This window comes from Micromonospora sp. NPDC049497, from assembly GCF_044465805.1.
GTDB lineage: Bacteria > Actinomycetota > Actinomycetes > Mycobacteriales > Micromonosporaceae > Micromonospora.
Map to the genome: position 1 here is coordinate 39,969 of NZ_JBITMC010000011.1, position 23,583 is coordinate 63,551.

General features: G+C 71.9%; 18 protein-coding genes. 8 read left to right on the forward strand and 10 right to left on the reverse strand.

The features are described 5' to 3' along the window. Positions 1 to 59: 59 nt before the first annotated feature. Positions 60 to 251 carry a hypothetical protein gene (locus tag ACIBR0_RS16850; protein ID WP_396716492.1) on the reverse strand — a complete coding sequence of 64 codons (192 nt, stop codon included), beginning with the start codon at positions 249 to 251 and terminating at the stop codon, positions 60 to 62. Positions 252 to 270: 19 nt separating this feature from the next. Between ACIBR0_RS16850 and ACIBR0_RS16855 the strand changes: the two genes are divergently transcribed. The 5 genes from ACIBR0_RS16855 to pulA all read left to right on the forward strand — a co-directional run bounded on the left by ACIBR0_RS16855 (position 271) and on the right by pulA (position 8,574). Then, complete coding sequence (locus ACIBR0_RS16855; RefSeq protein WP_396716494.1) at positions 271 to 951, forward strand: hypothetical protein; 681 nt, start codon at positions 271 to 273, stop codon at positions 949 to 951. A 37-nt stretch (positions 952 to 988) separates the two neighbouring features. Next, positions 989 to 1,378, forward strand: coding sequence for a hypothetical protein (locus ACIBR0_RS16860; RefSeq protein WP_357031157.1), 390 nt, complete (start codon positions 989 to 991; stop codon positions 1,376 to 1,378). 114 nt (positions 1,379 to 1,492) lie between these two features. Next, positions 1,493 to 2,146: a cellulose binding domain-containing protein gene (locus ACIBR0_RS16865; protein ID WP_396716496.1), complete on the forward strand. Its 654-nt coding sequence runs from the start codon at positions 1,493 to 1,495 to the stop codon at positions 2,144 to 2,146. A gap of 85 nt (positions 2,147 to 2,231) precedes the next feature. Further along, entirely contained in the window at positions 2,232 to 2,918 is a 687-nt protein-coding gene (locus ACIBR0_RS16870; protein WP_396716498.1) for a cellulose binding domain-containing protein, read from the forward strand. A 160-nt stretch (positions 2,919 to 3,078) separates the two neighbouring features. Further along, a complete protein-coding gene (gene pulA / locus ACIBR0_RS16875; RefSeq protein WP_396716500.1) occupies positions 3,079 to 8,574 on the forward strand; it encodes a pullulanase-type alpha-1,6-glucosidase in 5,496 nt (1,831 codons plus the stop codon). 98 nt (positions 8,575 to 8,672) lie between these two features. Here the strand turns inward: pulA and ACIBR0_RS16880 are convergent, their stop codons facing one another. The 3 genes from ACIBR0_RS16880 to ACIBR0_RS16890 form a co-directional block, all read right to left on the reverse strand. Beyond that, positions 8,673 to 10,286: a hypothetical protein gene (locus ACIBR0_RS16880; protein WP_396716502.1), complete on the reverse strand. Its 1,614-nt coding sequence runs from the start codon at positions 10,284 to 10,286 to the stop codon at positions 8,673 to 8,675. Positions 10,287 to 10,581: 295 nt separating this feature from the next. Further along, positions 10,582 to 12,048 carry a hypothetical protein gene (locus ACIBR0_RS16885; protein ID WP_396716504.1) on the reverse strand — a complete coding sequence of 489 codons (1,467 nt, stop codon included), beginning with the start codon at positions 12,046 to 12,048 and terminating at the stop codon, positions 10,582 to 10,584. 374 nt (positions 12,049 to 12,422) lie between these two features. Continuing rightward, positions 12,423 to 13,904 carry an aminopeptidase P family protein gene (locus ACIBR0_RS16890; protein WP_396716506.1) on the reverse strand — a complete coding sequence of 494 codons (1,482 nt, stop codon included), beginning with the start codon at positions 13,902 to 13,904 and terminating at the stop codon, positions 12,423 to 12,425. A gap of 134 nt (positions 13,905 to 14,038) precedes the next feature. On the opposite strand from ACIBR0_RS16890, the gene asnB reads away from it, so the two are divergent. Next, positions 14,039 to 16,000: an asparagine synthase (glutamine-hydrolyzing) gene (gene asnB, locus ACIBR0_RS16895; protein WP_357031178.1), complete on the forward strand. Its 1,962-nt coding sequence runs from the start codon at positions 14,039 to 14,041 to the stop codon at positions 15,998 to 16,000. A 73-nt stretch (positions 16,001 to 16,073) separates the two neighbouring features. On the opposite strand, the gene ACIBR0_RS16900 is transcribed toward asnB, so the two are convergent. Beyond that, positions 16,074 to 17,201 (reverse strand): lytic polysaccharide monooxygenase, encoded by a 1,128-nt coding sequence (locus tag ACIBR0_RS16900; RefSeq protein WP_396716509.1) that lies wholly within the window; start codon positions 17,199 to 17,201, stop codon positions 16,074 to 16,076. A 392-nt stretch (positions 17,202 to 17,593) separates the two neighbouring features. On the opposite strand from ACIBR0_RS16900, the gene ACIBR0_RS16905 reads away from it, so the two are divergent. Then, on the forward strand, positions 17,594 to 18,529 hold the full coding sequence (locus ACIBR0_RS16905) for a PfkB family carbohydrate kinase (RefSeq protein ID WP_396716511.1): 936 nt from the start codon (positions 17,594 to 17,596) through the stop codon (positions 18,527 to 18,529). A 133-nt stretch (positions 18,530 to 18,662) separates the two neighbouring features. On the opposite strand, the gene ACIBR0_RS16910 is transcribed toward ACIBR0_RS16905, so the two are convergent. Both ACIBR0_RS16910 and ACIBR0_RS16915 read right to left on the reverse strand, forming a co-directional pair. Next, positions 18,663 to 19,493, reverse strand: a complete 831-nt coding sequence (locus ACIBR0_RS16910; RefSeq protein ID WP_396716513.1) for an MBL fold metallo-hydrolase — start codon at positions 19,491 to 19,493, stop codon at positions 18,663 to 18,665. Further along, on the reverse strand, positions 19,490 to 19,894 hold the full coding sequence (locus ACIBR0_RS16915; RefSeq protein WP_396716514.1) for a thioesterase family protein: 405 nt from the start codon (positions 19,892 to 19,894) through the stop codon (positions 19,490 to 19,492). The genes ACIBR0_RS16910 and ACIBR0_RS16915 overlap by 4 nt, the downstream gene beginning before the upstream one ends. A gap of 151 nt (positions 19,895 to 20,045) precedes the next feature. On the opposite strand from ACIBR0_RS16915, the gene ACIBR0_RS16920 reads away from it, so the two are divergent. Beyond that, entirely contained in the window at positions 20,046 to 21,068 is a 1,023-nt protein-coding gene (locus tag ACIBR0_RS16920) for a phosphatase PAP2 family protein (protein ID WP_396716515.1), read from the forward strand. A gap of 18 nt (positions 21,069 to 21,086) precedes the next feature. On the opposite strand, the gene ACIBR0_RS16925 is transcribed toward ACIBR0_RS16920, so the two are convergent. The 3 genes from ACIBR0_RS16925 to ACIBR0_RS16935 are packed head-to-tail and all read right to left on the reverse strand — an operon-like array spanning position 21,087 to position 23,489. Then, a complete protein-coding gene (locus tag ACIBR0_RS16925) occupies positions 21,087 to 22,691 on the reverse strand; it encodes a PH domain-containing protein (RefSeq protein ID WP_396716516.1) in 1,605 nt (534 codons plus the stop codon). Further along, a complete protein-coding gene (locus tag ACIBR0_RS16930) occupies positions 22,688 to 23,236 on the reverse strand; it encodes a PH domain-containing protein (RefSeq protein ID WP_396716518.1) in 549 nt (182 codons plus the stop codon). The genes ACIBR0_RS16925 and ACIBR0_RS16930 overlap by 4 nt, the downstream gene beginning before the upstream one ends. A gap of 22 nt (positions 23,237 to 23,258) precedes the next feature. Continuing rightward, entirely contained in the window at positions 23,259 to 23,489 is a 231-nt protein-coding gene (locus tag ACIBR0_RS16935) for a hypothetical protein (protein ID WP_396716520.1), read from the reverse strand. Between the last annotated feature and the right edge of the window lie 94 nt (positions 23,490 to 23,583).

Consider the following 23,583-nt stretch of genomic DNA (forward strand, 5'->3'; position numbering starts at 1 on the left):
CGTCGTCGCGCGGAGCCCGATGGTAGAGCGGGGCGGCAATGCCGACGCGGGGTCCCGGGTCAGGCCGTGTCGTCGGCCCGGGTCGCGCTCCCGGCGGCCTGCGCGTGCCGCTCACGCAACCGGTCCCGGATCTCCTCCGGGGTGTACGCGCGACGCCGCCGCTCGGCCCGCGCGATGACCACGCCGGACGCCGCGACCCCGGCCAGTCCGGCCAACCCGAGGACCTTCCACCACCGCATCCGTTGCCGCATCGGCCTAGGGTAGTCGTCCATGAGCATCAGTCTGGACGAGGCCGTCGAGTTGACCCGCACCGGCGACGTGTGGGTGTTCCGGGGCCGCAGCGTGCCGGACCGGGCCATCCAGCTCACCACCAACAGCCCGGTCAACCATGTCGGCATGGCCGTGGTGCTCGACGACATGCCACCGCTGATGTGGCACGCCGAGCTGGGCCGGTCGCTGCCGGACATGTGGTCGGGCACCCACCAGCGCGGCGTCCAACTGCACGACCTGCGGGACGCGGCCTGCGTCTGGGCCAACCGGTACGGCCAGCGGGGCTGGCTGCGGCAGCTCGACCCGCCGGCCGACGGGGAGATGGAACGGGCGGTGCTACGGACCATCGCGCGCCTCGACGGCACTCCCTTCCCGTCCACGGCACAGCTCGCCTGGCGTTGGCTGCGCGGCCGGGTGCCGGCGATCCGGGTTCCCGCGCTGCCCGGCCGGGACCGGGAGGGGGACGAGGGCCGGGACCGCTCGGCGGCCCGGGACCAGGCGCTGGAGACGGCGTACTGTGCCGAGGTGGTGGCGGTGACCTACGAGGCGATGGGCCTCCTGCCCGCCGGACGACGTCCGAACTGGTACGACCCGGGGCGGTTCTGGAGCGGCGACGACCTGGGTCTGGCCCGCGACTCCCGGCTGGGCGCCGAGATCGAGGTGCGGATTCCGCCGCGCTGAGGTTTGGCCCGGTGGCCGGCCGGCAATTGCTTCCTCCGTGAAAGCCCCCACTGACCTGGACACGCTGGCCGACTTCTTCGACCGGTACGGCGTCGCCCTGACGGCCGGCGACGTACCGGCCCTCGCCGGCTGCTACGCGCTGCCGGGACTGGTGGTGGCCGACACCTATAGCTTCTCGTTCACGTCCCCCGCGGCGGTGGCGCTGTCCTTCGTGGGCGCCGCCCCGGACTACCAGGAGCGTCAGCTGGTGGCCGCGCACGCCGCGATCGAGGATGTGCAGCCGATGTCGGCGCTGCTGACGATGGTGGCGGTCGAGTGGGAGTTCCTCGACAGCCAGGGCCGCAGGGTGCCCGGTGAGCGGTACCGCTACCTGCTGCGGAGCACCGACGTCGGCCCGGTCATCTGCACCGTCCTGCGCACGGGGTGACCACTCGGCGACCACGCGTGTCCTGACGGTCACGACTGCACGGGCGCGGGTCGGATCCCGTTCTGCGGGATCGGTTGCTAAGTTGGCGCGTCGACTGCGACGAGGAAGGACCTCATGTCTGTGCAACCCGCCGGGGAGCCCGGTGCACGGACCGCTTCCCGGGTGTTGGCCTCGGTGCCCTGGGTGGTCGTGCTGCTCGGTGTGGTGCTGCTGGTCGGCCTCCTGCTGGTGGCCCTGTTGTCGTTCCGTGGTTCGGAGCGGCAGCCGGTGCCGCCGCCCGCGCCGCCGATGGTCCTGCCGACGCTGGCCGCCACGGCCGCGGTCACCGCCACGCCGAATCCCACACCGACCGCCGCCACCCCCACGCGTCCCACCGCCACCCCCTCGGCGTCGTCCGTCTCCCGCACTCCCGACGTCCTGGCTGCCACCGGACCGCCGGCCGCCGCCGGCCGGGTGACCGCGCGGTACCGGGTGGGGGACAACGACCGGAACTCGTTCGAGGCGTCGCTGCTGGTCCGCAACGGCTCCGACGCGGCCCGGGACTGGCGGGTGGAGCTCTACTTCAGCGGCAACGTCAAGGGAATCCAGGCATCGGCCGAGTCCGGGATATCCGTATCCGCCGACGGTTCCGGCTCGTACGTGTTGCGCGGCACGCGTGCACTCGGCGCGGGGGACACCGAGACGGTGTGGCTACGGATCAGCCGCATCGGCACCTGGGACCGCCCGGACCAGTGCACGGTGAACGGGGCCGACTGCGCGGTCGGCTGAGGGCCCGCCCACCCGTGATTCGGTGGGCACTGTCCGACATGGCCGCTGCTCGCTACGCTTCCCGGACAACCCGGTGAGGAGAGACATGTCCGGTACGCGCGGAGCCCGTCAGTCGTCCCCCACGACCACGGCGATCGCGTCCTCGCCGTGGTTGGTCGTGTTGATCGGCGTCCTCGTCATGGTGGTGCTGCTGGTCGTCGCGCTGGGTGCGTACCGGGGACGCGGTTCCGACGGCGGCCCGCGACCGGATCCCGCGCCACCGATGCTGCTGCCGGACCTGTCGCCGTCGTCGGTCCGACCCGGCGTCCCGACTCCGACGGCGGCGGTCCGACCGGGGCTGTCGCCGCGTGCCACGGTCCTGCCGACGACCGCCGCGGCCGTTCCGTCCGCTTCGGCCGCTCCGTCCGGTGCCGGTGGGGCCGGTACGCCTTCGGTGCGACCGGTCGCGCCCGCGCCCGCGCCGCCGCCGGTCACCGGGTGGTACCGGGTGATGGAGACGTTCGACGGCGGGTTCATCGCCGAGGTCCTGATCAGCAACGGCGCGTCGACCGACCGCGGATGGACCGCCGCGCTCGCCTTCCCGGGGGGTCGGCTCGTGACCGCCTGGGTCGAGGGACAGCCGCAGGGGACGTGGAGCGCCGCCGACGGTGGTTTCACGTACCGCAGCGGTGCCGATGTGCCGCCGGGTGGCACCGCGCCGCTGCGGTTCCACATCGAGCGCGCCGACACCCGCCCCGCGAGCTGCACCGTCGACGGTTTCGCCTGCCGCTGAGCGGTCCACTCCGGACGAATGCGCCGCGGTGGCGCGGTGCCCGGCATAGCAAGGTGTCTGCAAGCAGCCTGCTTTGTTGCGACTCGGTTTGCAAGGTATTGCAGAATGTTTCGGCAAGGGCTAGCGTGCGGGCGAATCAGCGACCAGAGGAAGGCCGTCGATGAAACCGCCGCCGATACCGCGCAAAGCCTGGCTAGCCCTCGTCTCCCTGCTCACCCTCACCCTCGTCGGCGCACCGGTCGCCGTGAACCAGATCAGCGCCGATGCCAGCGACCGGGTCGCCGACACCGATGCGCTCGCCGGCGCCACCCAGTGGCGCTCGGAGCCCTCGGCCGAGGCCCTGCTCCGGGCCGCCGAGAACAAGGCCCGGGCCGAGCAGTTCTACTTCGTCCTGCCCGACCGGTTCGCCAACGGCGACCCGCGCAACGACCGGGGCGGCCTGTCCGGCGACCGTCTCAAGACCGGTCTCGACCCGGCGGACAAGGGCTTCTACCACGGTGGCGACCTCAAGGGCGTCATGGACCGGCTCGACTACATCGAGGGCATGGGCACCACCGCCATCTGGCTGGCCCCGGTCTTCAAGAACCGCCCGGTCCAGGGCAGCGGCGACGACGTCTCGGCCGGCTACCACGGCTACTGGATCACCGACTTCACCCAGGTCGACCCGCACTTCGGCACCAACGAGGACCTGAAGAAGCTGGTCAAGCTGGCCCACCAGCGCGGCATCAAGGTCTACCTCGACGTCATCGTCAACCACACCGCCGACGTCATCAAGTACGCCGAGGACACGTACACCTACGTCGACAAGAAGACGTCGCCGTACACCGACGCGCGGGGACGGGCCTTCGAGGACCGCAACTACGCCGACGGCACCCGGGACTTCCCGGACGTGAACACGACGTCGTTCCCGTACACGCCGACCTTCGAGACCCCCGCCGACGCGAAGGTCAAGGTCCCGGCGTGGCTCAACGACCCGACCATGTACCACAACCGGGGCGACTCCACCTTCGCCGGTGAGAACAGCGAGTACGGCGACTTCTTCGGCCTCGACGACCTCTGGACCGAGCGTCCCGAGGTGGTGCGCGGGCTGACCAAGGTCTACGGCGACTGGATCGCGAAGACCGGCGTCGACGGCTTCCGGCTGGACACGGTGAAGCACGCCAACCTCGACTTCTGGCCGCAGTTCAGCCAGGGCATCGAGCGCACGGCCGAGCGCGCCGGCAAGAGGGACTTCTTCATGTTCGGCGAGGTCTACAGCTCCGACCAGGAGGTGACCTCGACGTACGTCCGGCGCGGCGGCCTGCCGGCCACCCTCGACTTCTCGTTCCAGGAGGCGGCCCGCGGCTACACCGCCGGCGGCGGCTCCGCGAAGGCCCTCGCCGACGTGTACGCCCGCGACGACCTCTACCACGCGCGGGACACCGACGCGGGTCGGCTGCCGACCTTCCTCGGCAACCACGACATGGGCCGGATCGGCTCGTTCATCGCCTCCGGCGGCAGCGACCCCGCCACCCACCTGCGGCGGGACCAGCTCGCCCACGAGCTGATGTTCCTCACCCGCGGCCAGCCGGTCGTCTACTCCGGCGACGAACAGGGCTTCACCGGGCCCGGCGGGGACAAGGACGCCCGGCAGGACATGTTCGCGTCGAAGACCCCGGACTACCTCGACGACGACCTGCTCGGCACCGACCGGACGCACGCCGTCGACCAGTTCGACCCGCAGCACCCGCTGTACCGGGCCATCGCCGAGCTGGGCAAGCTGCGGCAGGCGCACCCGGCCCTGCGCGACGGTGTCCAGGTCACCCGGCACGCCGCCGACGGGGCCGGCGTCTTCGCCTTCTCCCGCGTGGACCCGAAGCAGCGCACCGAGTACGTCGTCGCGGTGAACAACGCGGACACCCCGCAGACGGTCACCCTGGACACCTGGTCGGCCGGCGCCACCTTCACCGGCATCTACGGCGGCACCGCCACGCCGGTCGCGGCCGGCGACGGCAAGCTGACCCTGACCGTTCCGCCGCTGTCGGCGGTGGTGCACCGGGCCGGCACGCCGATCGCGGCACCCTCCGGCAACCCGACCATCACCATCAGCGCCCCGGCCCCGGACGCCCCGGTCGCCACCAAGGCCGCCGTCACCGCCAAGGTGACCGGCGACCCGCTGGCCACCGTCACGTTCGCCGCCCGGGTCGCCGGCGGGAAGTGGACCCTGCTCGGCGCCGCCGACCGGGCCCCGTACACCGTGCACCACGACCTGACCGGCCTGGCCGGCGGGACGAAGATCGAGTACAAGGCCGTGGTGCGGGACGGCAAGGGCCGTACCGCCACCGCCCGGTCCACCGCCACCGTCGGCACCCCCGAGCAGGGGCAGTCCCGCGAGTGGCTGGTCGTGCACTACCAGCGGCCCGCCGGCGGGTACGACGACTGGGGCCTGTACACCTGGGGTGACATCGACCCGGCGTACGCGACCGAGTGGCCCAAGGGCCAGCCGTTCGCCGGTGAGGACTCCTACGGCCGGTTCGCCTGGGTGAAGCTCAAGCCGGGCGCGAAGTCCGTCGGTTTCCTGGTGGTCGACAAGAACGGGAACAAGGACGTCGAGCAGGACCGTACGGTCGACGTGACGAAGACCGGCGAGATCTGGCTCAAGCAGGGCGACCCGACCATGCACCCGACCCGGCAGGCGGCCACCGGCGAGCCGGACCCGCCGGTCGCCGAGGGCACGGCGCTCATCCACTACCGCCGGGCCGACGGCAACTACGATGGCTGGGGCCTGCACCTCTGGGACGGCGCCGCCAACCCGACCGACTGGGCCAAGCCCCTCGCGCCGGCCAGGGTCGACGCCTTCGGCGCGGTCTTCCAGGTGCCGCTGTCGGCCGGGGCGACCGGGCTGAGCTACATCATCCACAAGGGAGACGAGAAGGACCTGCCCGAGGACCAGCGCCTCGACTTCGCGAGCGCCGGCCGCGAGGTGTGGCTGCTCGCCGGCACGCGTGGCCGGCTGCTGCCGGCGACCACCACCGGCACCGCGAAGGACCTCGACGTCACCAAGCAGAAGGCGCACTGGATCGACCGCTCGACGGTCGCCTGGCAGACCGGGCCGACCGACGGCAAGACGTACGCCCTCGTGGCCGCGCCGACCGGCGGGGTGACCCTGGCCGACGGCGAGCTGAGCGGCACGTACACCACGATTCCGCTGCGGGCGCAGCGCAACGGGCTGACCGAGGCCCAGCGTGCGACGTTCCCGCACCTGTGGGCGTACCAGAGCTTCACGCTGGACCGGCGGGACCTGGCCAAGGTGCCGGCGGCCCTGCGCGGGCAGCTCGTGGTGACCGAGCGGGACGCCCAGGGCGGCCTGCTCTCCGCCACCGGCGTGCAGATCCCGGGCGTGCTGGACGACGTCTACGCGGCGGCGACCGAGGCGCGTCTCGGCCCGACGTTCGCCGGGCGGGTTCCGACCCTGGCGGTCTGGGCGCCCACCGCCCGGACCGTGTCGCTCCAGCTCTTCGACTCGCCGACCGCGGAGCCGAAGACCGTGGCGATGAGCCGCAACGACCGCACCGGCGTCTGGTCGGTACGCGGAAACCGCGCCTGGGCCGGGAAGTACTACCGCTACCAGGTGGAGGCCTGGCAGCCGGTGGCGCAGAAGGTCGTCACCGCGGCGGTGACCGACCCGTACTCGGTGGCCCTCGCGCCGAACTCCACGCACAGCCAGATCGTCGACCTGGCCGACCCGGCGCTCGCGCCGGCCGGCTGGGCGAAACTGCGCAAGCCGGCGGCCGTGCCGTCGACGAAGGTGCAGATCTCCGAGCTGTCGGTGCGCGACTTCTCCATGGCCGACACCACCGTGCCGGCGGAGCGGCGGGGCACCTTCGCCGCCTTCACCGACCCGGGCACGGCGGGCATGAAGCACCTGCGGGCCCTCGGCGACGCCGGGGTCACCCACCTGCACCTGCTGCCGGCGTTCGACTTCGCCACGATCCCCGAGCGCCGGGCCGACCAGCAGCAGCCCGCCTGTGACCTGGCGAAGCTGCCGCCGGACTCCGACGAGCAGCAGAAGTGCGTCGCGGCCGTGGCCGAGTCCGACGGTTACAACTGGGGGTACGACCCGCTGCACTACACCGTCCCGGAGGGCGGCTACGCCGTCGACCCGGAGGGCGCGGCGCGGACCACCGAGTTCCGGCAGATGGTCGCCGGCGTCAACGGCGCCGGGATGCGGGTCGTCATGGACGTCGTCTACAACCACACGTCGGCGTCCGGCACCGACCCGAAGTCGGTGCTCGACCAGGTGGTACCCGGCTACTACCACCGCCTGCTCGACGACGGCACGGTCGCCAACTCGACCTGCTGCGCCAACACCGCCCCCGAGAACGCCATGATGGGCAAGCTGGTGGTGGACTCGCTGGTCACCTGGGCGAAGGCGTACAAGGTGGACGGCTTCCGGTTCGACCTGATGGGTCACCACCCGAAGGCGAACATCCTCGCCGTCCGCGAGGCGCTGAACAAGCTGACCCTGGCCCGCGACGGGGTCGACGGAAAGTCGATCCTGCTCTACGGCGAGGGCTGGAACTTCGGCGAGGTCGCCAACGACGCCCGGTTCGTGCAGGCCACCCAGCTCAACATGGCCGGCACCGGCATCGGCACCTTCAACGACCGGCTCCGCGACGCGGTGCGCGGCGGCGGCCCGTTCGACGCGAACCCGCGCCTGCAGGGCTTCGCCTCCGGTCTCCTCACCGACGGAAACGGCGACGAGATCAACGGCAACGCCGAGCAGCAGCGCGAGCGGCTGCTGCACCAGCACGACCTCATCAAGGTCGGGCTGACCGGCAACCTGGCCGGGTACCGCTTCACCGACTCCTCCGGCAAGCGGATCACCGGCGCCCAGGTCGACTACAACGGCTCCCCGGCCGGCTACACCGCCGCCCCGGGCGAGGCGGTCACGTACGTCGACGCGCACGACAACGAGATCCTGTACGACGCGCTGGCGTACAAGCTGCCGCAGGACACCTCGGCGGCGGACCGGGCGCGGATGCAGGTCCTCGCCCTCAGCACGGTCGTCATGGGGCAGGGCACCGGGTTCGTCACCACCGGCACGGAGCGGCTGCGCTCCAAGTCGCTGGACCGCAACTCGTACAACTCGGGGGACTGGTTCAACCAGATCCGCTGGGACTGCGCACAGGGCAACGGCTTCGGCGCCGGCCTTCCGCCGGAGCAGGACAACAAGGACAAGTGGCCGTACGCCAAGCCGCTGCTGGCCGATGCGAAGCTGGTGCCGGACTGCGCGGCGATCAACACCACCAACGCCCGGTACGCCGAGCTGCTGAAGATCCGGGCGTCCTCGCCGGTCTTCGGGCTCACCACCGCGGACCAGGTGCAGAAGCGGGTTGCCTTCCCGCTGTCCGGTACGGCGGAGACGCCGGGCGTACTCACCATGACGCTCGACGGTCGCGGCCTGGACCGGCGGTGGAAGTCGGTGACGGTCGTCTTCAACGCCACCCCGGAGACGGCGACGCAGCGCCCCGGCGGGCTGCGTGGTGCGGACGTGGCGCTGCACCCGGTGCTGCGGGACAGCGCCGACCCGGTGCTGCGGACGGCCTCGTTCGACCGGGCGAGCGGCACGTTCAGCGTGCCGGCCCGCAGCGTGGCGGTGTTCGTCCAGAAGTAGCCGCAGACGATCCGGCCCCCTTTCGCTCCAGCGGAAGGGGGCCGGTCGTTCGTCCGACGTCAGCCGGTGTCGTTCCGGCCGATCATCGCGTCACCGGTTCAGTTGGCGCAGCCGGGGACTCGGACGCAGTTGCGGGGTTCGTTCTTCTTGATGACGGTCTTGTCGTCGAGGTTGACGGTGGCGTTGTTGCTGTTGAAGATGCCGCCGGCTCCGCTGGTGGCGGTGCCACGCTCGGCGGCGAAGTTGTAGACGATCTTGCTGTTGCGGACGGTGAGGACGGCGTTGGTGTCGTTGTAGATGGCACCACCCTCCCTGGCGTGGTTGCCCTTGAACTCGCTGTCGAAGAGGTTCAGGGCGTCGCCGTTGAACAGGCCGCCGCCGTTGTCGCCAGCGACGTTGTCGATGAACTTGGCGTGCCGGATGGTGGCGATGGCGTCGCTGTCGTGGAAGACGCCGCCGCCGTCGTCGGTGGCCTTGTTCTCGGCGATGATGACGTACTCGAGCAGCATGTGGGCGTCGTCGTCGTTGTAGATGCCGCCGCCGGAGTCGCAGGCGACGTTGCCGGTGATCTTGGTGCGGGTGACGGTGAGGCGGGCGTCGTCGTCGTTGTGGATGCCGCCGCCGTCGCCGCTGGCCTTGTTGTTGGTGATCTGGCTGTAGGCGATGGTGGCGGTGCCGTTGTCTTCGTTGGCGATGCCGCCGCCGTGGCCGCCGGCCTCGCCGGGCGTGCCGGTGGCGGTGTTGTGGGTGATCTCGGTGTCCTTGACGGTGAGGTCGCCTTCGTTGTAGATGGCGCCGCCGCTGCCGCCGCTCTCGCCGACTCCGCGGGCGTGGTTGTTGGCGAGCTTGCTGTCGTAGATGTCGACGTCACCGAAGTTGGCGATGGCGCCACCCCGGCCGCTGTTGCCGGTGCCGGTGGCGCGGTTGTCGACCAGCTTGGTGTGCTTGAGGGTGGCCTGGCCGCCCTCCTGCACGAGCAGGGCGCCGCCGTCCTCGCCGGTGGTCAGCGGCGGGGGGCCGGTGACCTGGCCGCCCTTGAGGGTGAGGTCCTTGAGGGTCAGGTCGCCGCCGGAGAGGACCTCGAAGAACCGGAACAGCTCGGAGCCGTCGTGGACGAGCTTCGAGTTGTGGCCGATCAGGACGATCCGCTCGTCGATGGCGGGGAAGGCGTTGTTGTCGGTCTGCTCGGTGAACTTGTACTCGCAGTCCTTGGCGAGCTTGAACACGCCACCGTTGTCCTCGTTGGCCCGGTTCACCGCCTCGACCAGCACGTCGGTGTCACACGGGACCTCCTTGGCCGGACCGTGGTCGTCCTTGTCCTTGCCGTCCTTGTCCTTGCCGTCCTTGTCCTTGCCGTGCCAGTCCTTGCCGTCCTTGCCCTGCCAGTCGTTGCCGGACCAGTCGCCGCCGTCCTTGCCCTGCCAGTCCTTGTCGCCGGACTCCTGGCCGCCGCGGTCGTCCCGGCCCTTCTGGCCCTCGTGACCCTTGTCGGCCTCGCCTGCGTCTCCGGCGGAGCCGTCCCTGGCGACCTGCTCGGCGGTGGACCACTTCAGGTTGGCCAGGTCCGGGCCGGCCGCCCCCGCGGTGGCCGCGGCCGCGACGCCCGCGAGGCTGACAACGCCGGTCAGGCCGGCGACACCGGTGGCGAGCCACAATTTGCGCCGGCTCTTCGGCGCGGTGTTCTCGGTGTTTCTGCGAAGGTAGTTGGACATCGGAGCTCTCTGCTCTCTCCTCGTACCAGACAGGGTCACTCCGCGATGGCGAGCTTCCCTGGCTACAAATCGGTTGTAGCTGCTGAGAACCACCGTATGAGAATGTTTCTCTCTTCAAGGGCATATCCGAGAGATGTCCACGTTAGTGGTAACTGCACCTCAAGTCGGGACGGTTCGGACGAGCGTGCCGGGCGGTACAAAGCGGGCCGGGGCGCCGTGGGATCCCGGGGTGGCGGACAGAAGGGATCCCTTCCTCCGCGTACGGGGGAAGGGATCCCTTCGGTTATGTGGTGGTTCAGTTGGCGCAGCCGGGGACGTCGACGCAGTTGCGGGGTTCGTTCTTCTTGATGGTGGTCTTGTTGTCGAGGGTGACCGTGCCGTTGGCGTTGAAGATGCCTCCGGCGCCGGTGGTGGCGGTGCCCCGCGCGGCGGCGAAGTTGTAGACGATCGTGCTGCGGTGGATCGTCAGGACGCCGTCGGTCTCGTTGTAGATGGCGCCGCCCTCTTCGGCGTGGTTGCCCTTGAACTCGGTGTCGGACACGTTCATCCGCTCGCCGTTGTAGATGCCGCCGCCGTTGTCGCCGGCGACGTTGTCGAGGAACTTGCTGTGCTCGACCTTCACGACGGCGCCGCTGTCGTGGAAGAGCCCGCCGCCGTCGTCGGTGGCCTTGTTGCCGACGACGAACACGTACTCCAGGGTCAGCTCGGCGCTGTCGTCGTTCCAGATGCCGCCGCCGGAGTCGCAGGCGACGTTGCCGGTGATCTTGGTGCGGGTGACGGTGAGGCGGGCGTCGTCGTCGTTGTGGATGCCGCCGCCGTCGCCGCTGGCCTTGTTGTTGGTGATCTGGCTGTAGGCGATGGTGGCGGTGCCGTTGTCTTCGTTGGCGATGCCGCCGCCGTGGCCGCCGGCCTCGCCGGGCGTGCCGGTGGCGGTGTTGTGGGTGATCTCGGTGTCCTTGACGGTGAGGTCGCCTTCGTTGTAGATGGCGCCGCCGCTGCCGCCGCTCTCGCCGACTCCGCGGGCGTGGTTGTTGGCGAGCTTGCTGTCGTAGATGTCGACGTCACCGAAGTTGGCGATGGCGCCACCCCGGCCGCTGTTGCCGGTGCCGGTGGCGCGGTTGTCGACCAGCTTGGTGTGCTTGAGGGTGGCCTGGCCGCCCTCCTGCACGAGCAGGGCGCCGCCGTCCTCGCCGGTGGTCAGCGGCGGGGGGCCGGTGACCTGGCCGCCCTTGAGGGTGAGGTCCTTGAGGGTCAGGTCGCCGCCGGAGAGGACCTCGAAGAACCGGAACAGCTCGGAGCCGTCGTGGACGAGCTTCGAGTTGTGGCCGATCAGGACGATCCGCTCGTCGATGGCGGGGAAGGCGTTGTTGTCGGTCTGCTCGGTGAACTTGTACTCGCAGTCCTTGGCGAGCTTGAACACGCCACCGTTGTCCTCGTTGGCCCGGTTCACCGCCTCGACCAGCACGTCGGTGTCACACGGGACCTCCTTGGCCGGACCGTGGTCGTCCTTGTCCTTGCCGTCCTTACCCTTGCCGTCCCTGCCCTGCCAGTCGGCGCCGGACCAGTCCTCGCCGCCCTTGTCCGCACCCGATTCGTCGGCCTTGTCGGCGGCCGGGCCGGCGTCGGAGACGTTCTGCCGGGCCGTGGCCGCCGGCGAGTCAGACTGCCGCTGCCCGTCCGGCGACTCGTCGTCCCGAGCCGCCACGCCACCCAGCGCTGCCAGGCCCACCACGCCGGTCAGCCCGGCCACGCCGGTGGCCACCCACAACTTTCGTCGTCTTGTTGACGGTGCGGCCACGGGGCCTCCGCCGTCCGGAGTCGTTACGTCGTTGGACATCAGAGCCTTCCGCCCTTTCCGCTACCAAAGGTTCAGGCCGCCCAAAGGGGCGCGACCAGCTACAAGTCGGTTGCAGCCTCTGATGCACACCGTATGAGAGCGATCCTCACGATGTGGGCGTTTAAGAATGAATCACACATTTGCCCTGGCGAGGGAGGACCTGGTCCTCGGGTCGTGGAGACACCGGGCGGTGCCAGACACGACAGACAGCGACGGGTCCCGCCACCGGTGCCGTAACGACGCGAAGGTCGCGGGTACCGGCGGCGGGACCCGCCGCAGTGGTCGTACGCGAAAGGGGCTCAGCCGGGCAGGCGCGGACCCGCCTCGCGCTGCTCGGCCAGCCAGGTCTCCACCTCGTCGGCGGCCCGGGGGAGGCCGGCGGAGAGGTTCACCGCACCGGTGGCCGTGACGAGGATGTCGTCCTCGATCCGGACGCCGACGCCGCGCAGCTCCTCGGGGACCAGCTCGTCCTCCGGCTGGAAGTAGAGGCCCGGCTCGACGGTCAGCACGTAGCCCTCGCCCAGCTCGCCGTCCCGGTACATCTCCTTGCGGGCGTTGGAGCAGTCGTGCACGTCGAGGCCGAGCATGTGGCCGAAGCCGTGCAGCGTCCAACGACGGTAGACAGTGCTCTTCTCGTCCATCGCCTCGTCCACGCTCACCGGCAGCAGGCCCAGGTCGGCCAGCCCCTCGGCGAGCACCCGCATGCAGGTCAGGTGCACGTCCTTGAACTTCACCCCGGGCTTGATCGCGTCGATGCCGGCCTGCTGCGAGGCGTGCACGATGTCGTACACCTGGCGCTGGAGCGGGGTGAAACGGCCGTTGACCGGCACCACCCGGGTCACGTCGGCGGTGTAGAGGTGGCGGTTCTCCACGCCCATGTCCATCAGCAGCAGGTCACCCGGACGGGTGACGCCGTTGTTGTGCACCCAGTGCAGGATCGTCGCGTGCTCGCCGGCACCGACGATCGAGTTGTAGCCGACCTCGTTGCCGTCGTGCCGCGCCCGCAGCGCGAAGATCCCCTCCAGCAGCCGCTCGGAGACGGCCCGGTCGGCCGGCAGCACCCGAGCCACGTCCTCGAAGCCCCGGACGGTGGCGTCGACGGCGTCCTGGAGCTGGGCGATCTCCCACTCGTCCTTGACCAGCTTCATCTCCGAGATCGCGATTGCCAGCTCCCGGTCGCGGGCCGGCTGCCCCTCGGCGCGGACGCCGTCGAACGGACGCACCGCCCCGTCCACCCGGGCGTCGAAACCGCGCAACACCCGCGTACGCCCTGGGGCCAGGTCGGCCAGCGCCCCGTCCAGCTCGGTCAGGTCGGCGGTCGGCAGGCCCAGCTCGGTCGACTTCTCGGTCAGGGTGTGCCGCCGCCCGACCCACAGCTCGCCGTGCCGACTCCGGAAGAACTCGTCGGTCTGCCGGGAGGACCGGGGCCGCATGTAGAGCACGGCGTCGTGGCCGGAGCCGTTCGGGCGCAGCACCAGCACGCTGTCCGGGTCGTGGTCGCCGGTCAGGTACGCAAAGTCGCTGCCCGGCCGGAACGGGTGGTCGGTGTCGTTGGCGCGTACCTTCTCGCCGCCGGTGGGGATCACCAGGGTCTCGCCCGGGAAGGCCGCCGAGAGCGCGGCCCGGCGCTTGGCGTAGTTCGGCACCTCGGGACGCGGGCCGACCGGCAGGGTGGTGTCCCGCCAGCCCTGCCGCATGAACGCCAGGAACGCCTCCGGGAAGTCCGGGTCGTGCGACTCGGTGCCGTCCGCCGGCGTGCTGTCGGTGCGATCCTCGGTCATGCGCCGCTCCCTCCGTGATCCGCTGCTGGTCCCGACGGTACCGCGCGACGCTCCCACCGAGGACGGCGCGGGCGGCCGCACTATCTCCGGACGCCCGCGACGTCCGATCCGCCCCGCGTGGAAAGATGACCACCATGTGCGGACTCCTGGCCTTCTTCAGTGCGCGCGGCGACGCCGCCGCCCACCGCGACAACATCGCCGGGGCGTTGGAATGCCTGCACCACCGCGGCCCCGACGAGACGGGGGTCGAGGTGGTCGGCGACGCCTCCGGCCGGTACGCGGACGGGGTGTTCGCGCACAAGCGGCTGGCCATCATCGACGTCGCCTCCAGCCACGAGCCGCTGCCCTACGCGGGCGGCCGCTACCTGCTGACGTTCAACGGCGAGATCTACAACTACATCGAACTGCGCGACGAGCTGGTCCGGGACTACGGTGCCCAGTTCGCCACCGCGGGTGACGGCGAGGTGATCGTCGCCGGCTACCACTACTGGGGCGAGCGGGTGCTGACCCGGCTGCGGGGGATGTTCGCCTTCGTCATCTGGGACCGGCAGGAGCGCAAGGCGTTCGGCGGCCGGGACTACTTCGGCATCAAGCCGTTGCACTACCTGGAGACGCAGGACGGCCTCTACCTGGCGTCGGAGAAGAAGGCGCTGCTGCCCTTCGCGCAGTCGAACTACGTCGGCGACGCCGGCGTCGACACCGCGAACCTGAGCCACTACCTCACCCTGCAGTACGTGCCCGAGCCCGGCACTTTGCACAAGGGCATCAGCCGGATCGGCTCCGGCGAGTACCTGACCTGGACCCCGGGCGGTCGCATCGACGTGCGCCGGTGGTACCGGCCGGTGTTCCGGCCCGCGCCGGTCGACGACGAGCAGCGCCTCTACCACGAGATCCGGGAGACGCTGCGCGAGAGCGTACGCATGCACATGCGCTCCGACGTGCCGGTCGGCTCGTTCCTCTCCAGCGGCATCGACTCGACCGCCGTGGTCGCGCTCGCGCGCGAGTTCAACCCGAACATCCTCACGTTCACGGTCGGCTACGACGTCCCCGGGTACTCGGAGATCGACGTCGCACAGGAGTCGGCGCGGCACCTCGACGTGACCACGATCCCGACGAAGATCGGGCCGCAGGACATGATCGACGCGCTGCCGAAGATCGTCTGGCACCTGGACGACCCGGTCGCCGACCCGGCGCTGGTGCCGCTCTACTTCGTGGCCAAGAAGGCCGCCGAGCACGTCACGGTGGTCCTCTCCGGCGAGGGGGCCGACGAGTTCTTCGGCGGGTACACCATCTACCGGGAGCCGCTCTCCCTGAGCAGCGTCAACGGCCTTCCGGGCGGTGTGCAGAAGGGTCTGCGGGCGGTCTCGAAGGCGATCCCGCAGGGCGTGAAGGGCAAGAGCTTCCTGGAGCGCGGCACCACCCCGCTCGAGCAGCGCTACTACGGCAACGCCCGGATGTTCACCGAGGAGGAGAAGCAGCACCTGCTGCGGCGCTACGACCCCTCGGTCCGGTACACCGACGTGACCGCGCCGATCTACGCCGAGTGCACCGAGTTGGACGACGTCACCAAGATGCAGTACGTCGACCTCTACACGTGGCTGCGCGGCGACATCCTGGTCAAGGCCGACCGGATCTCGATGGCGCACTCGCTGGAGGTGCGGGTGCCCTTCCTGGACCGTGAGGTCTTCGACGTGGCGGCGAAGATCCCGGTGGACCTCAAGCTGCCGCCGCGCTCGGACGCCACCAAGTACGCCATGCGCCAGGCCCTTCAGGGCGTGGTGCCGCCGGCCATCGTCAACCGGAAGAAGCTGGGCTTCCCGACCCCGACCCGGGTGTGGCTGCGCGGCGAGATGTACGAGTGGGCCCGGCACGTGCTGAGCACCTCCGGTGCCGGCGACCTGCTCGACCTGTCGTACGCGCTGCGCCTGCTGGACGAGCACAAGCGGGAGGAGGCCGACCACTCCCGCAAGGTCTGGACCGTGCTGATCTTCTGCATCTGGCATGCCATCTTCGTGGCGAAGACCCTCGACCCGGGCATCCAGCGCAACCAGTCCGCCCTGCTCACCAAGCCGGTGGTCGGCAGCATGGTCCGCTGACGGTGTAAGGAAGGGCCCCCTGTTAACGCCTGGCGTATAGCAGGGGGCCCTTCTTAACGGCGGGCGGAACCGGTCAGCGGCCGGTGCAGCTCACCGTGGGCAGGGTGTTGGTGGTGGCGTTCGCCGTGAAGCCGAACGTCGTCGTGCCCTCGGGGGCGAGGGTGCCGTTCCAGGCGGCGTTGGCCACCGTGACCGACGACCCCGAGCCGCTCAGCGTGCCGTTCCACGCGTTGGTGATGGTCTGACCGCTGGGCCACGTCCAGGTCGCCGTCCAGCCGGACCAGGTCGACCGGGTGTGGTTCATGACCGTCACCTCGCCCTGGAAGCCCCCGGGCCAGGAGTTGACCACCTTGTAGACGGCCATGCAGTCACCGCTGTGCGGCGGCGGCGTGGTCGGGGGCGGGGTGGTCGGTGCCGGAGTCGTCGGCGGGGGAGTGGTCGGTGCCGGCGTCGTCGGTGCCGGGGTGGTCGGCGGAGGCGTACCGCCGCCCGGCCCGACGCCGGTGACCTCACCATTGCCCCCGTCGAAGGCGACGTCCGAGCAGCCGAAGAAGTTCTCCTGGCTGTCCGAGCGGACCCACCGGGAGTAGATGATGTGCCGCCCGGACTTGTTCGCCGGCAGGGTGCCGCTGAAGTAGTAGTGGCCCTCGTTGGTGCCCACCGCTCCGCGTTGCGGCGGGTTGGTCACCGTCAGGAACGGCTGCTCCTCCAGGTCGCTCCAGGCCAGCGGGCGCGTCGGGCTCCAGCTGTCCTTGGTCACGTAGAAGTAGAACGTGCCCGGGTGGTGGGCCCAGTTGCTGTACGTGAAGTCCAGCCGGGACCCCGCGGTCAGGTGGGTCAACGGCCAGTCGGTGCGGGCCAGGTCGTACCCGCTGTAGCCGGGATTGCCGCCGCTGCACAGCTTGCCGTCGGGGATGAAGCCGACGGTGCGCCCGCCGGCGTCGGAGCGGAGCACGCTGAACCAGTTGTAGAGCGAGTTCGCGCCGCTCTGGGCCACCGCGGCGGAGCACGCCGGGTTGTTCGGCCGGATCTCGCCGGTGCCGGTGAGGCCGTCCTTCCAGCACAGGAAGGTCCGGCTGCCCGGGGTCATGGCGGCGCCGTGCGCGGCGGCCGGCTCGGAGCCGGTGGTGAGCGCGACGGCGCCCACCAGCAGGGTCGCGGCCGCGGTGAGCAGCGCGGCCGTACGGGAACGGTGGGACACGGGTTCTCCTGACTCGCGGGGACGGCATCGCCCCGCGACATCACGCGCGCGGGCCTGGCACGAAGGCCGTCCCACGGCGACGGGCGGTCACGACGGTCACGGCGCGCGGCCCCTGGAGCGGGCGTACGCCGTCGGCGGTCCGCCTCGCGGACCGCAGCCCTCGCGTGCACCCGGCGCCGGCGGTACGGCAGCCCCCGTACCGCCCGGCATGCGCCATCCCACCACGTGTCGCGGCCACGATGCAATAGGCGTTGCTCTATGCGTGGGGCCGGACCCCGGTGTTCGCCTCGCGTCCGCCGCGGTACCCCAATACGGTGTTGTCGGCGCTCCTCGTCCGCGCCGGCACGACCGGACCGGCGAGGGCGCGGCGGACCGACGACGAAAGGACCGGGATGGGATACGCGGTGGTGCTCGGCGAGGCGCTGGTCGACCTGCTCGACACCGAGTACGACGGCGAGCCGGTCTACCGGCAGGCCGTCGGCGGTGGGCCGCTCAACGTGGCCGTCGCGGTCGCCCGGCTCGGCGGGGACGTGCAGTTCGTCGGCTCCCTCGGCGACGACGCGCTGGCCGGGCGCATCCGGGGCTTCCTCGCCGACACGGGCGTCGGCCTGTCCGGCGCCGTCACCGTGCCCGCGCCGACCGCCCTGGCGGTGGCCACCTTCGTCGACGCCGAGCCGGACTTCCGGTTCTACGGCGAACCACCCTCGTACGCCCTGCTCACCGCCGACGATCTGGATCCGGACCTGGTGGCCGGCGCCGACGTGCTCTACTGCGGCTCGATCGTGCTGCTCCGGCCGGCCACGCTGGACGCCGCGCGCCGGGCCTGGTCGCTCGCCGCCGGGCTGCGGGTCTTCGACCCCAACGTGCGCCTGCGGCTGCTGGACGGTCCGGAGGCGCTGGCCGGGCTGCGTGCGGTGGTGGCCGAGTTCGCCGCCGGGGCGCACCTGGTCAAACTGAGCACCGCCGACGCCGGCCTGCTCTACCCGGGGGAACCGGTCGAGGGCGTCGCCGCGTACCTGCGGGAACTCGGCGCGGCGACCGTCGTGGTCACCCTCGGCGCGGCCGGAGCGGTCGTCGCCGCCGCCGGTGCCGACCCGGTACGCGTACCCGCGCCGAAGGTCGCCGCGGTGGACGCCACCGGGGCGGGGGATTCGGTGATGGGCGCGCTCGTGGCGGACCTTCTCGTCGATGGCGAACCGGCCGACGCCGCCGGCTGGACCGAACGGGTGGCGTACGCGCTGCGGGTCGCCGGCCTGGTGTGTGAGTCACCCGGGGGCGCCACCGCGATGCCGACCCGAGCCGACGTGACCCGCCGCTACACCACCTGACAACCCGCCCCGCCCCGCCCCGCGATCTTGCACTTTGTGACGTGACTTTCAGGGCTGAAGGGGGCATCTCGGCGACCGAAAGTGCAAGATCGCGGGGGCCGGCGCGGGGGCCGGGGTGGGGGCCGGGGTGGGGTTAGGGGGTGCCGTCTAGTTCGGCGTAGCCGCGGCGGGCGGCGTGCAGGGCCGGGCGGGCGGCGAAGGGCGCCTCGGCCGCCACCCGCTCCGGTGGGGCGCCACCGGTGTGGCCGGCCCGGATCAGCCAGGCCAACTCGGCGAGCTGGGCGTGCTGGGCGCGGACGAAGGCGGCGTCGACCGTCTCGCCGTGCCCCGGCACCACGACGGTCGCCGGCGTGAGGGTCCGCAGCAGCTCGGCGACCGTGTCCGGCCACTGCAACGGGTACGACTCCTCGAACGCCGGCGGTCCGCTCTGCTCCACCAGGTCCCCGGCGACCAGCACGTCGGCGTCCGGCACGTGCACGACCAGGTCGGCGTCGGTGTGGCCCCGGCCGGGATGGCGCAGCACCACCCGGCGGCCCCCGATGTCGAGCACCGTCTCGAAGTGCACGGTGTGCGTCGGGGCGAGCAACTCGGTGTCGGCCAGCTCACCGGCCAGCGCCGGGTGCTCCTCGCGCATCTCCTCGTACGCCTCCCGGCGCAGCCGGTCCGGCTCCTCGCGCAGCGCCGCGGCGGCCCGCTCGTGCGCGTACACCGGGCGGGGTGGGTCGGCGGCGAGGGTCGCGTTGCCGAAGCAGTGGTCGAAGTGGTGGTGGGTGTTGACCAGCGTCCACGGGTGCGGGGTGACGGCGCGGGCCGCCTCGGCGAGCGCGGCGGCCTGACCGGCGGTGGAGAGCGTGTCGACCAGCAGGGCGGCGTCGTCGCCGACGACCAGCGTGACGTTGACCCGCAGCAGCGGCTCGCGGTACACGTGGACCCGGTCGGCGACCTCCACGAAGCGGCCGGTCATGACACCCGTGCCGCGCGCTCGACGAACCGCTGGCGGTCGACGAGCAGGCGCTCCACCCGGCCCCGGGCGACCGTCTGGTTCCCGTCGGTGACGGTCACGTCGAACTGCAGCCGCCGGCCGTCCACGGCGACCAGCCGGGCCGACGCGAGCACCCGGCGGCCGACCGGGGTGGCGGCGAGGTGCTCCAGTTCGACGCGGACCCCGACGGTCGTCGACCCGCCCGGCATCGCCGTCGCCGTCGCCGCCACGGTGGCCGCCTCGGCCAGCGCGAGGACCCGTGGCGTGCCCAGAACGGGTACGTCGCCCGAGCCGACCGCCTGCGCGGTGTCGGCGTCGGTCACCGTCAACTCGACCCGGGCGGTCAGGCCCGGCGCGAACGCGGGCTCCGGCTGCTCCTGCATGACCCTCAGCCTAAGTGCTCGTCCGGTGGCCGTTCACACCCGCGGCCAACCCGCCCGGACCGGGCGGCGACACCCCGCCGTGACACGCGCCATTGAGGGCCGAGTGGTCCACCGTCGGCCCGGGTGGAACCCGCCGTTAACCTTGAGCGCGATGTCTGTCGCGACCGATCCCCAGCCCCCCGCCCGGACCGACCCGCTGCCCGACCCGGACGGCGGGCGGCGACGTGTGGTCTCGATGTCGGTGTGGGCCGTCGCGTTCGTCGCCGGCTGGCTGCTCATCGGCCTGCCCACCGACCCGGCGTACGCGTTCCTCTGGATCTGGGCGGCGACCGTCGCCTGGAACTCCTCCCGCCCGTGGCGCAGCCACCTGCGCTTCGCCCGGGACTGGGTGCCGGTGGTGCTGCTCCTCGTGGCGTACAACCTGTCCCGGGGGTTTGCCGACAACGGTGCGACCCCGCACGCGTACGAGCTGATCGTGGCAGACCGGGTCATGTTCGGCTGGGCCACCGACGGTCAGGTGCCCACGGTGTGGCTCCAGCAGCACCTCTACCGGCCCGAGGTGCAGTGGTGGGACGTGCTCGCCAGCTGGGTGTACTTCTCCCACTTCGTGGTGGCGCTGGCCGCCGCCGCCGTGCTGTGGCTGCGGGACCGGGGGCGGTGGGCGGCGTTCATGCGCCGCTGGGGCTTCCTCTGCGCCACCGGCCTGGTCACCTACTTCCTCTACCCGGCGGCCCCGCCGTGGTGGGCGGCGCAGAACGGCCTGCTGGAGGAGGTCGCGCGGATCTCCACCCGGGGGTGGAAGGCGTTCGGCATGCACGGCGCCGGCAACCTGCTCAACGCCGGCCAGATCGCCTCGAACCCGGTCGCGGCGATGCCGTCGCTGCACACCGCCTTCGCCCTGTTCGTGGTGCTGTTCTTCCTGCGGGTCACCCGGAAGCGCTGGTGGCCGCTGCTGCTGGCGTACCCGCTGGCGATGACGTTCACCCTGGTCTACTGCGGCGAGCACTACGTGATCGACGTGCTCGTCGGCTGGGCGTACGTGGGGATGACCTTCCTGGTGGTCGGCCTCGGTGAGCGGTGGTGGGCGGCGCGGCGCGCACGTCGTACCCCGTCGGATCCGCCGGCCGACGACCTGGCCGAGACCACCGCGACGGCGGTTCCGGCCGCCCGCTGACCCCCGGGCCCGCGCGGTTCAGCCGGCGCGGCGCGCGGCGCGGGCGCGGGCCATCAGCTCCGCGGCGAGAGCCCACGCCTCCGCCACGTCACGGTCCTGCGCGGCGGCGCCGGCGCCGCCCGCGGTGTCGGCGTGCACCGTGGCCAGCCGCAGCCGCCGCTGCGCCGGCCCCTGCACGACCCGCACGCTCTGGATCCGGGCGTACGGCACCAGCGCCACCTGCCGGGTGAGCAGGCCCGACCGCACCGCCAGCACCCGGTCGTGGAGGCCGGCGCCGAGCACGCCCCGGCTCAGCGGGTTGAGCCAGCGGGCCCGCGCCGGAGGTGGAACCAACGGCAGCGTGCCGAGGCGTACACCGGGCAGCACCTCGGCCAGGATCGCCTCCCCGGTGGCCAGGTCGCCCACCGGAAGCAGCCGGTCCGGCCGGTTGCGATCGTCGGCCTCCCCGCCGGAGTAGCCGGCCACCTCCAGCCGCATCCGCAGCCAGCCCCGGACCCGCCACAGCAGCGGCCAGGTCACCCCGACGGTCTGCACCCGGTCCAGTGGCACCGTCTGGGCGCGGGTCTCCAGCAGCCCGTTGCGGATCCGGAGCGTCCCGGCGTCCCGGGCCAGCCGGAAGTTCCAGTCGTCCAGCACCCGGCGCACCGGTTGCAGCAGCACGCCGGCCATCGCGGTGAGCGTGCTGGCCACCGCGATGAACGACCAGGAGCCCTGGGAGAGGAACTGGGCCACCACGAACGCCACGCCGAACGGGATCAGGAACGCCTGCGGGGTGAGCAGTTGGCTGATGAGCAGGTCACGGTTGTCGACCGCGTGCACCGGCCGGCCGGGCGGCACGGCTGCCTCCGCGGTGCCCGTCGGCCCGCCCGGGGACGGCTCCGCTCCGACCGGCGGCCTCCGCCCGGCGAGATCCAGCAGCCGTTGGCGCAGCGCCGTCGCCTCGGCCACGCTGAGGTACGCCAGCGGCGCCTCGGTCTTGCCCCCGCCGACCACCTCCAGCCGCAGCTCGGCCAGGCCGGTGAGCTGGGCGAGCAGCGGCCGGACCACCTCGACGGCCTGGAGCCGCTCCAACGGGATCGCCCGGGTACGCCGCCAGAGCAGGCCCTCGTACACCCGCAGTTCCCGGCCGACCACGTGGTAGCCGGTGTTGTACCAGCTCACCACCGCCAGCACGGTGGCGCCCAGCGCCAGCACGGCGGCCATCACCGCGAACCAGCCGAAGCCGACCCGGGACAGCGTCGACCAGGACAGGCCGGCGATGACCACCACCAGTGACTTGGCCCCGTGCAGGGCCGGACTCAACGGGTGCAGCCGTTGCCGGGGCTCGGCCCCGCCCGGCCCTCCCGCACCCGGCGCTCCGGCGTCGGGTGGTCCGGAACCGGGCCAGGGCCCGCCCGGGTACGTCGGCGCGGGCCTGCCGGGGTGCGGCGCGTACGGCCCCGGGTGCGGTGCGGGCCCGTACGGCGGGCCGGGACGGGGCGCGGGTCCGTACGCCGGCACGGGCCCGTGGACCGGGCCGGGTGCGGGATGGGGGGCGGTGGGTGGTGCCGGCCACGCGTGCGGAGCCGGTTGCGGTGCGGGTTGGTCGACCGGCTCCGGGTCCCGCGCGGCCGGGTCGCTCACAGGCCCTCCGCCCGGTCCCGGCCGAGTGCGGTGAGCCGGTCGCGCAGCCGGGACGCCTCCGCGGGGCGCAGCCCGGGCACCCGGGCGTCGCTGGCCGCCGCCGCGGTGTGCAGTTGGACGGTCGCCAGGTTGAAGGCGCGCTCCAGCGGGCCGGCGCTGACGTCGACGAACTGCATGCGTGAGTACGGCACGATCGAGAGCCGGCGCACCAGCAACCCGTGCCGGACCAGCAGGTCGTCCTCGCGCTCGGCGTACCCCCAGGCGTGGACGGCGCGCACGATGGTGACCACCCGCAGGCAGCCGAACAGCAGCACCACGGCGAGCGCGGCCCCGAACAGGCCGCTGCCGCTGACCACCCAGCCGACGGCCAGCACCACCACGACGACGAGCAGCCCCGCGGCCAGGCGCAGCAGCTCCACCCAGATCAGGTCCCGCGAGATGGGCTGCCACCGGACGGTGTCCGGCCAGGGGTCGAGGGGGCCCGCCGGAGACGGGGCGACGTCGGGCGCCGGGTGGGGCGACCCGGCGACGTCCTCGCCACTCACCGTGGGAATCCGTTGTGCGCGCTCACGAGTCGAGAGTAGGCGATCCGGTCACCGGATCGACCTCCCGCAGGAAGCCCCGGGCGTCCAGGAAGTCACCGAGGGAGGCCCGGTGGTCGGCGCAGGCCAGCCAGACCTTGCGGCGGTCGGGATCGTGGAGCCGGGGATTGTTCCACCGCAGCTCCCACCGCGCGGGAGCGCGGCAGCCCCGGGCGGAGCAGGTCAGCGCGGCACCGGCGGGAAATGGGTCGGACATCCCACCCAGTCTACGGACGCGCGGAGGCGGTCGAACGGCGGCACGGGTGACGCGGCAATGGCCGGTGAACGGGGAGCCGCGAGAAAGTTAGCGC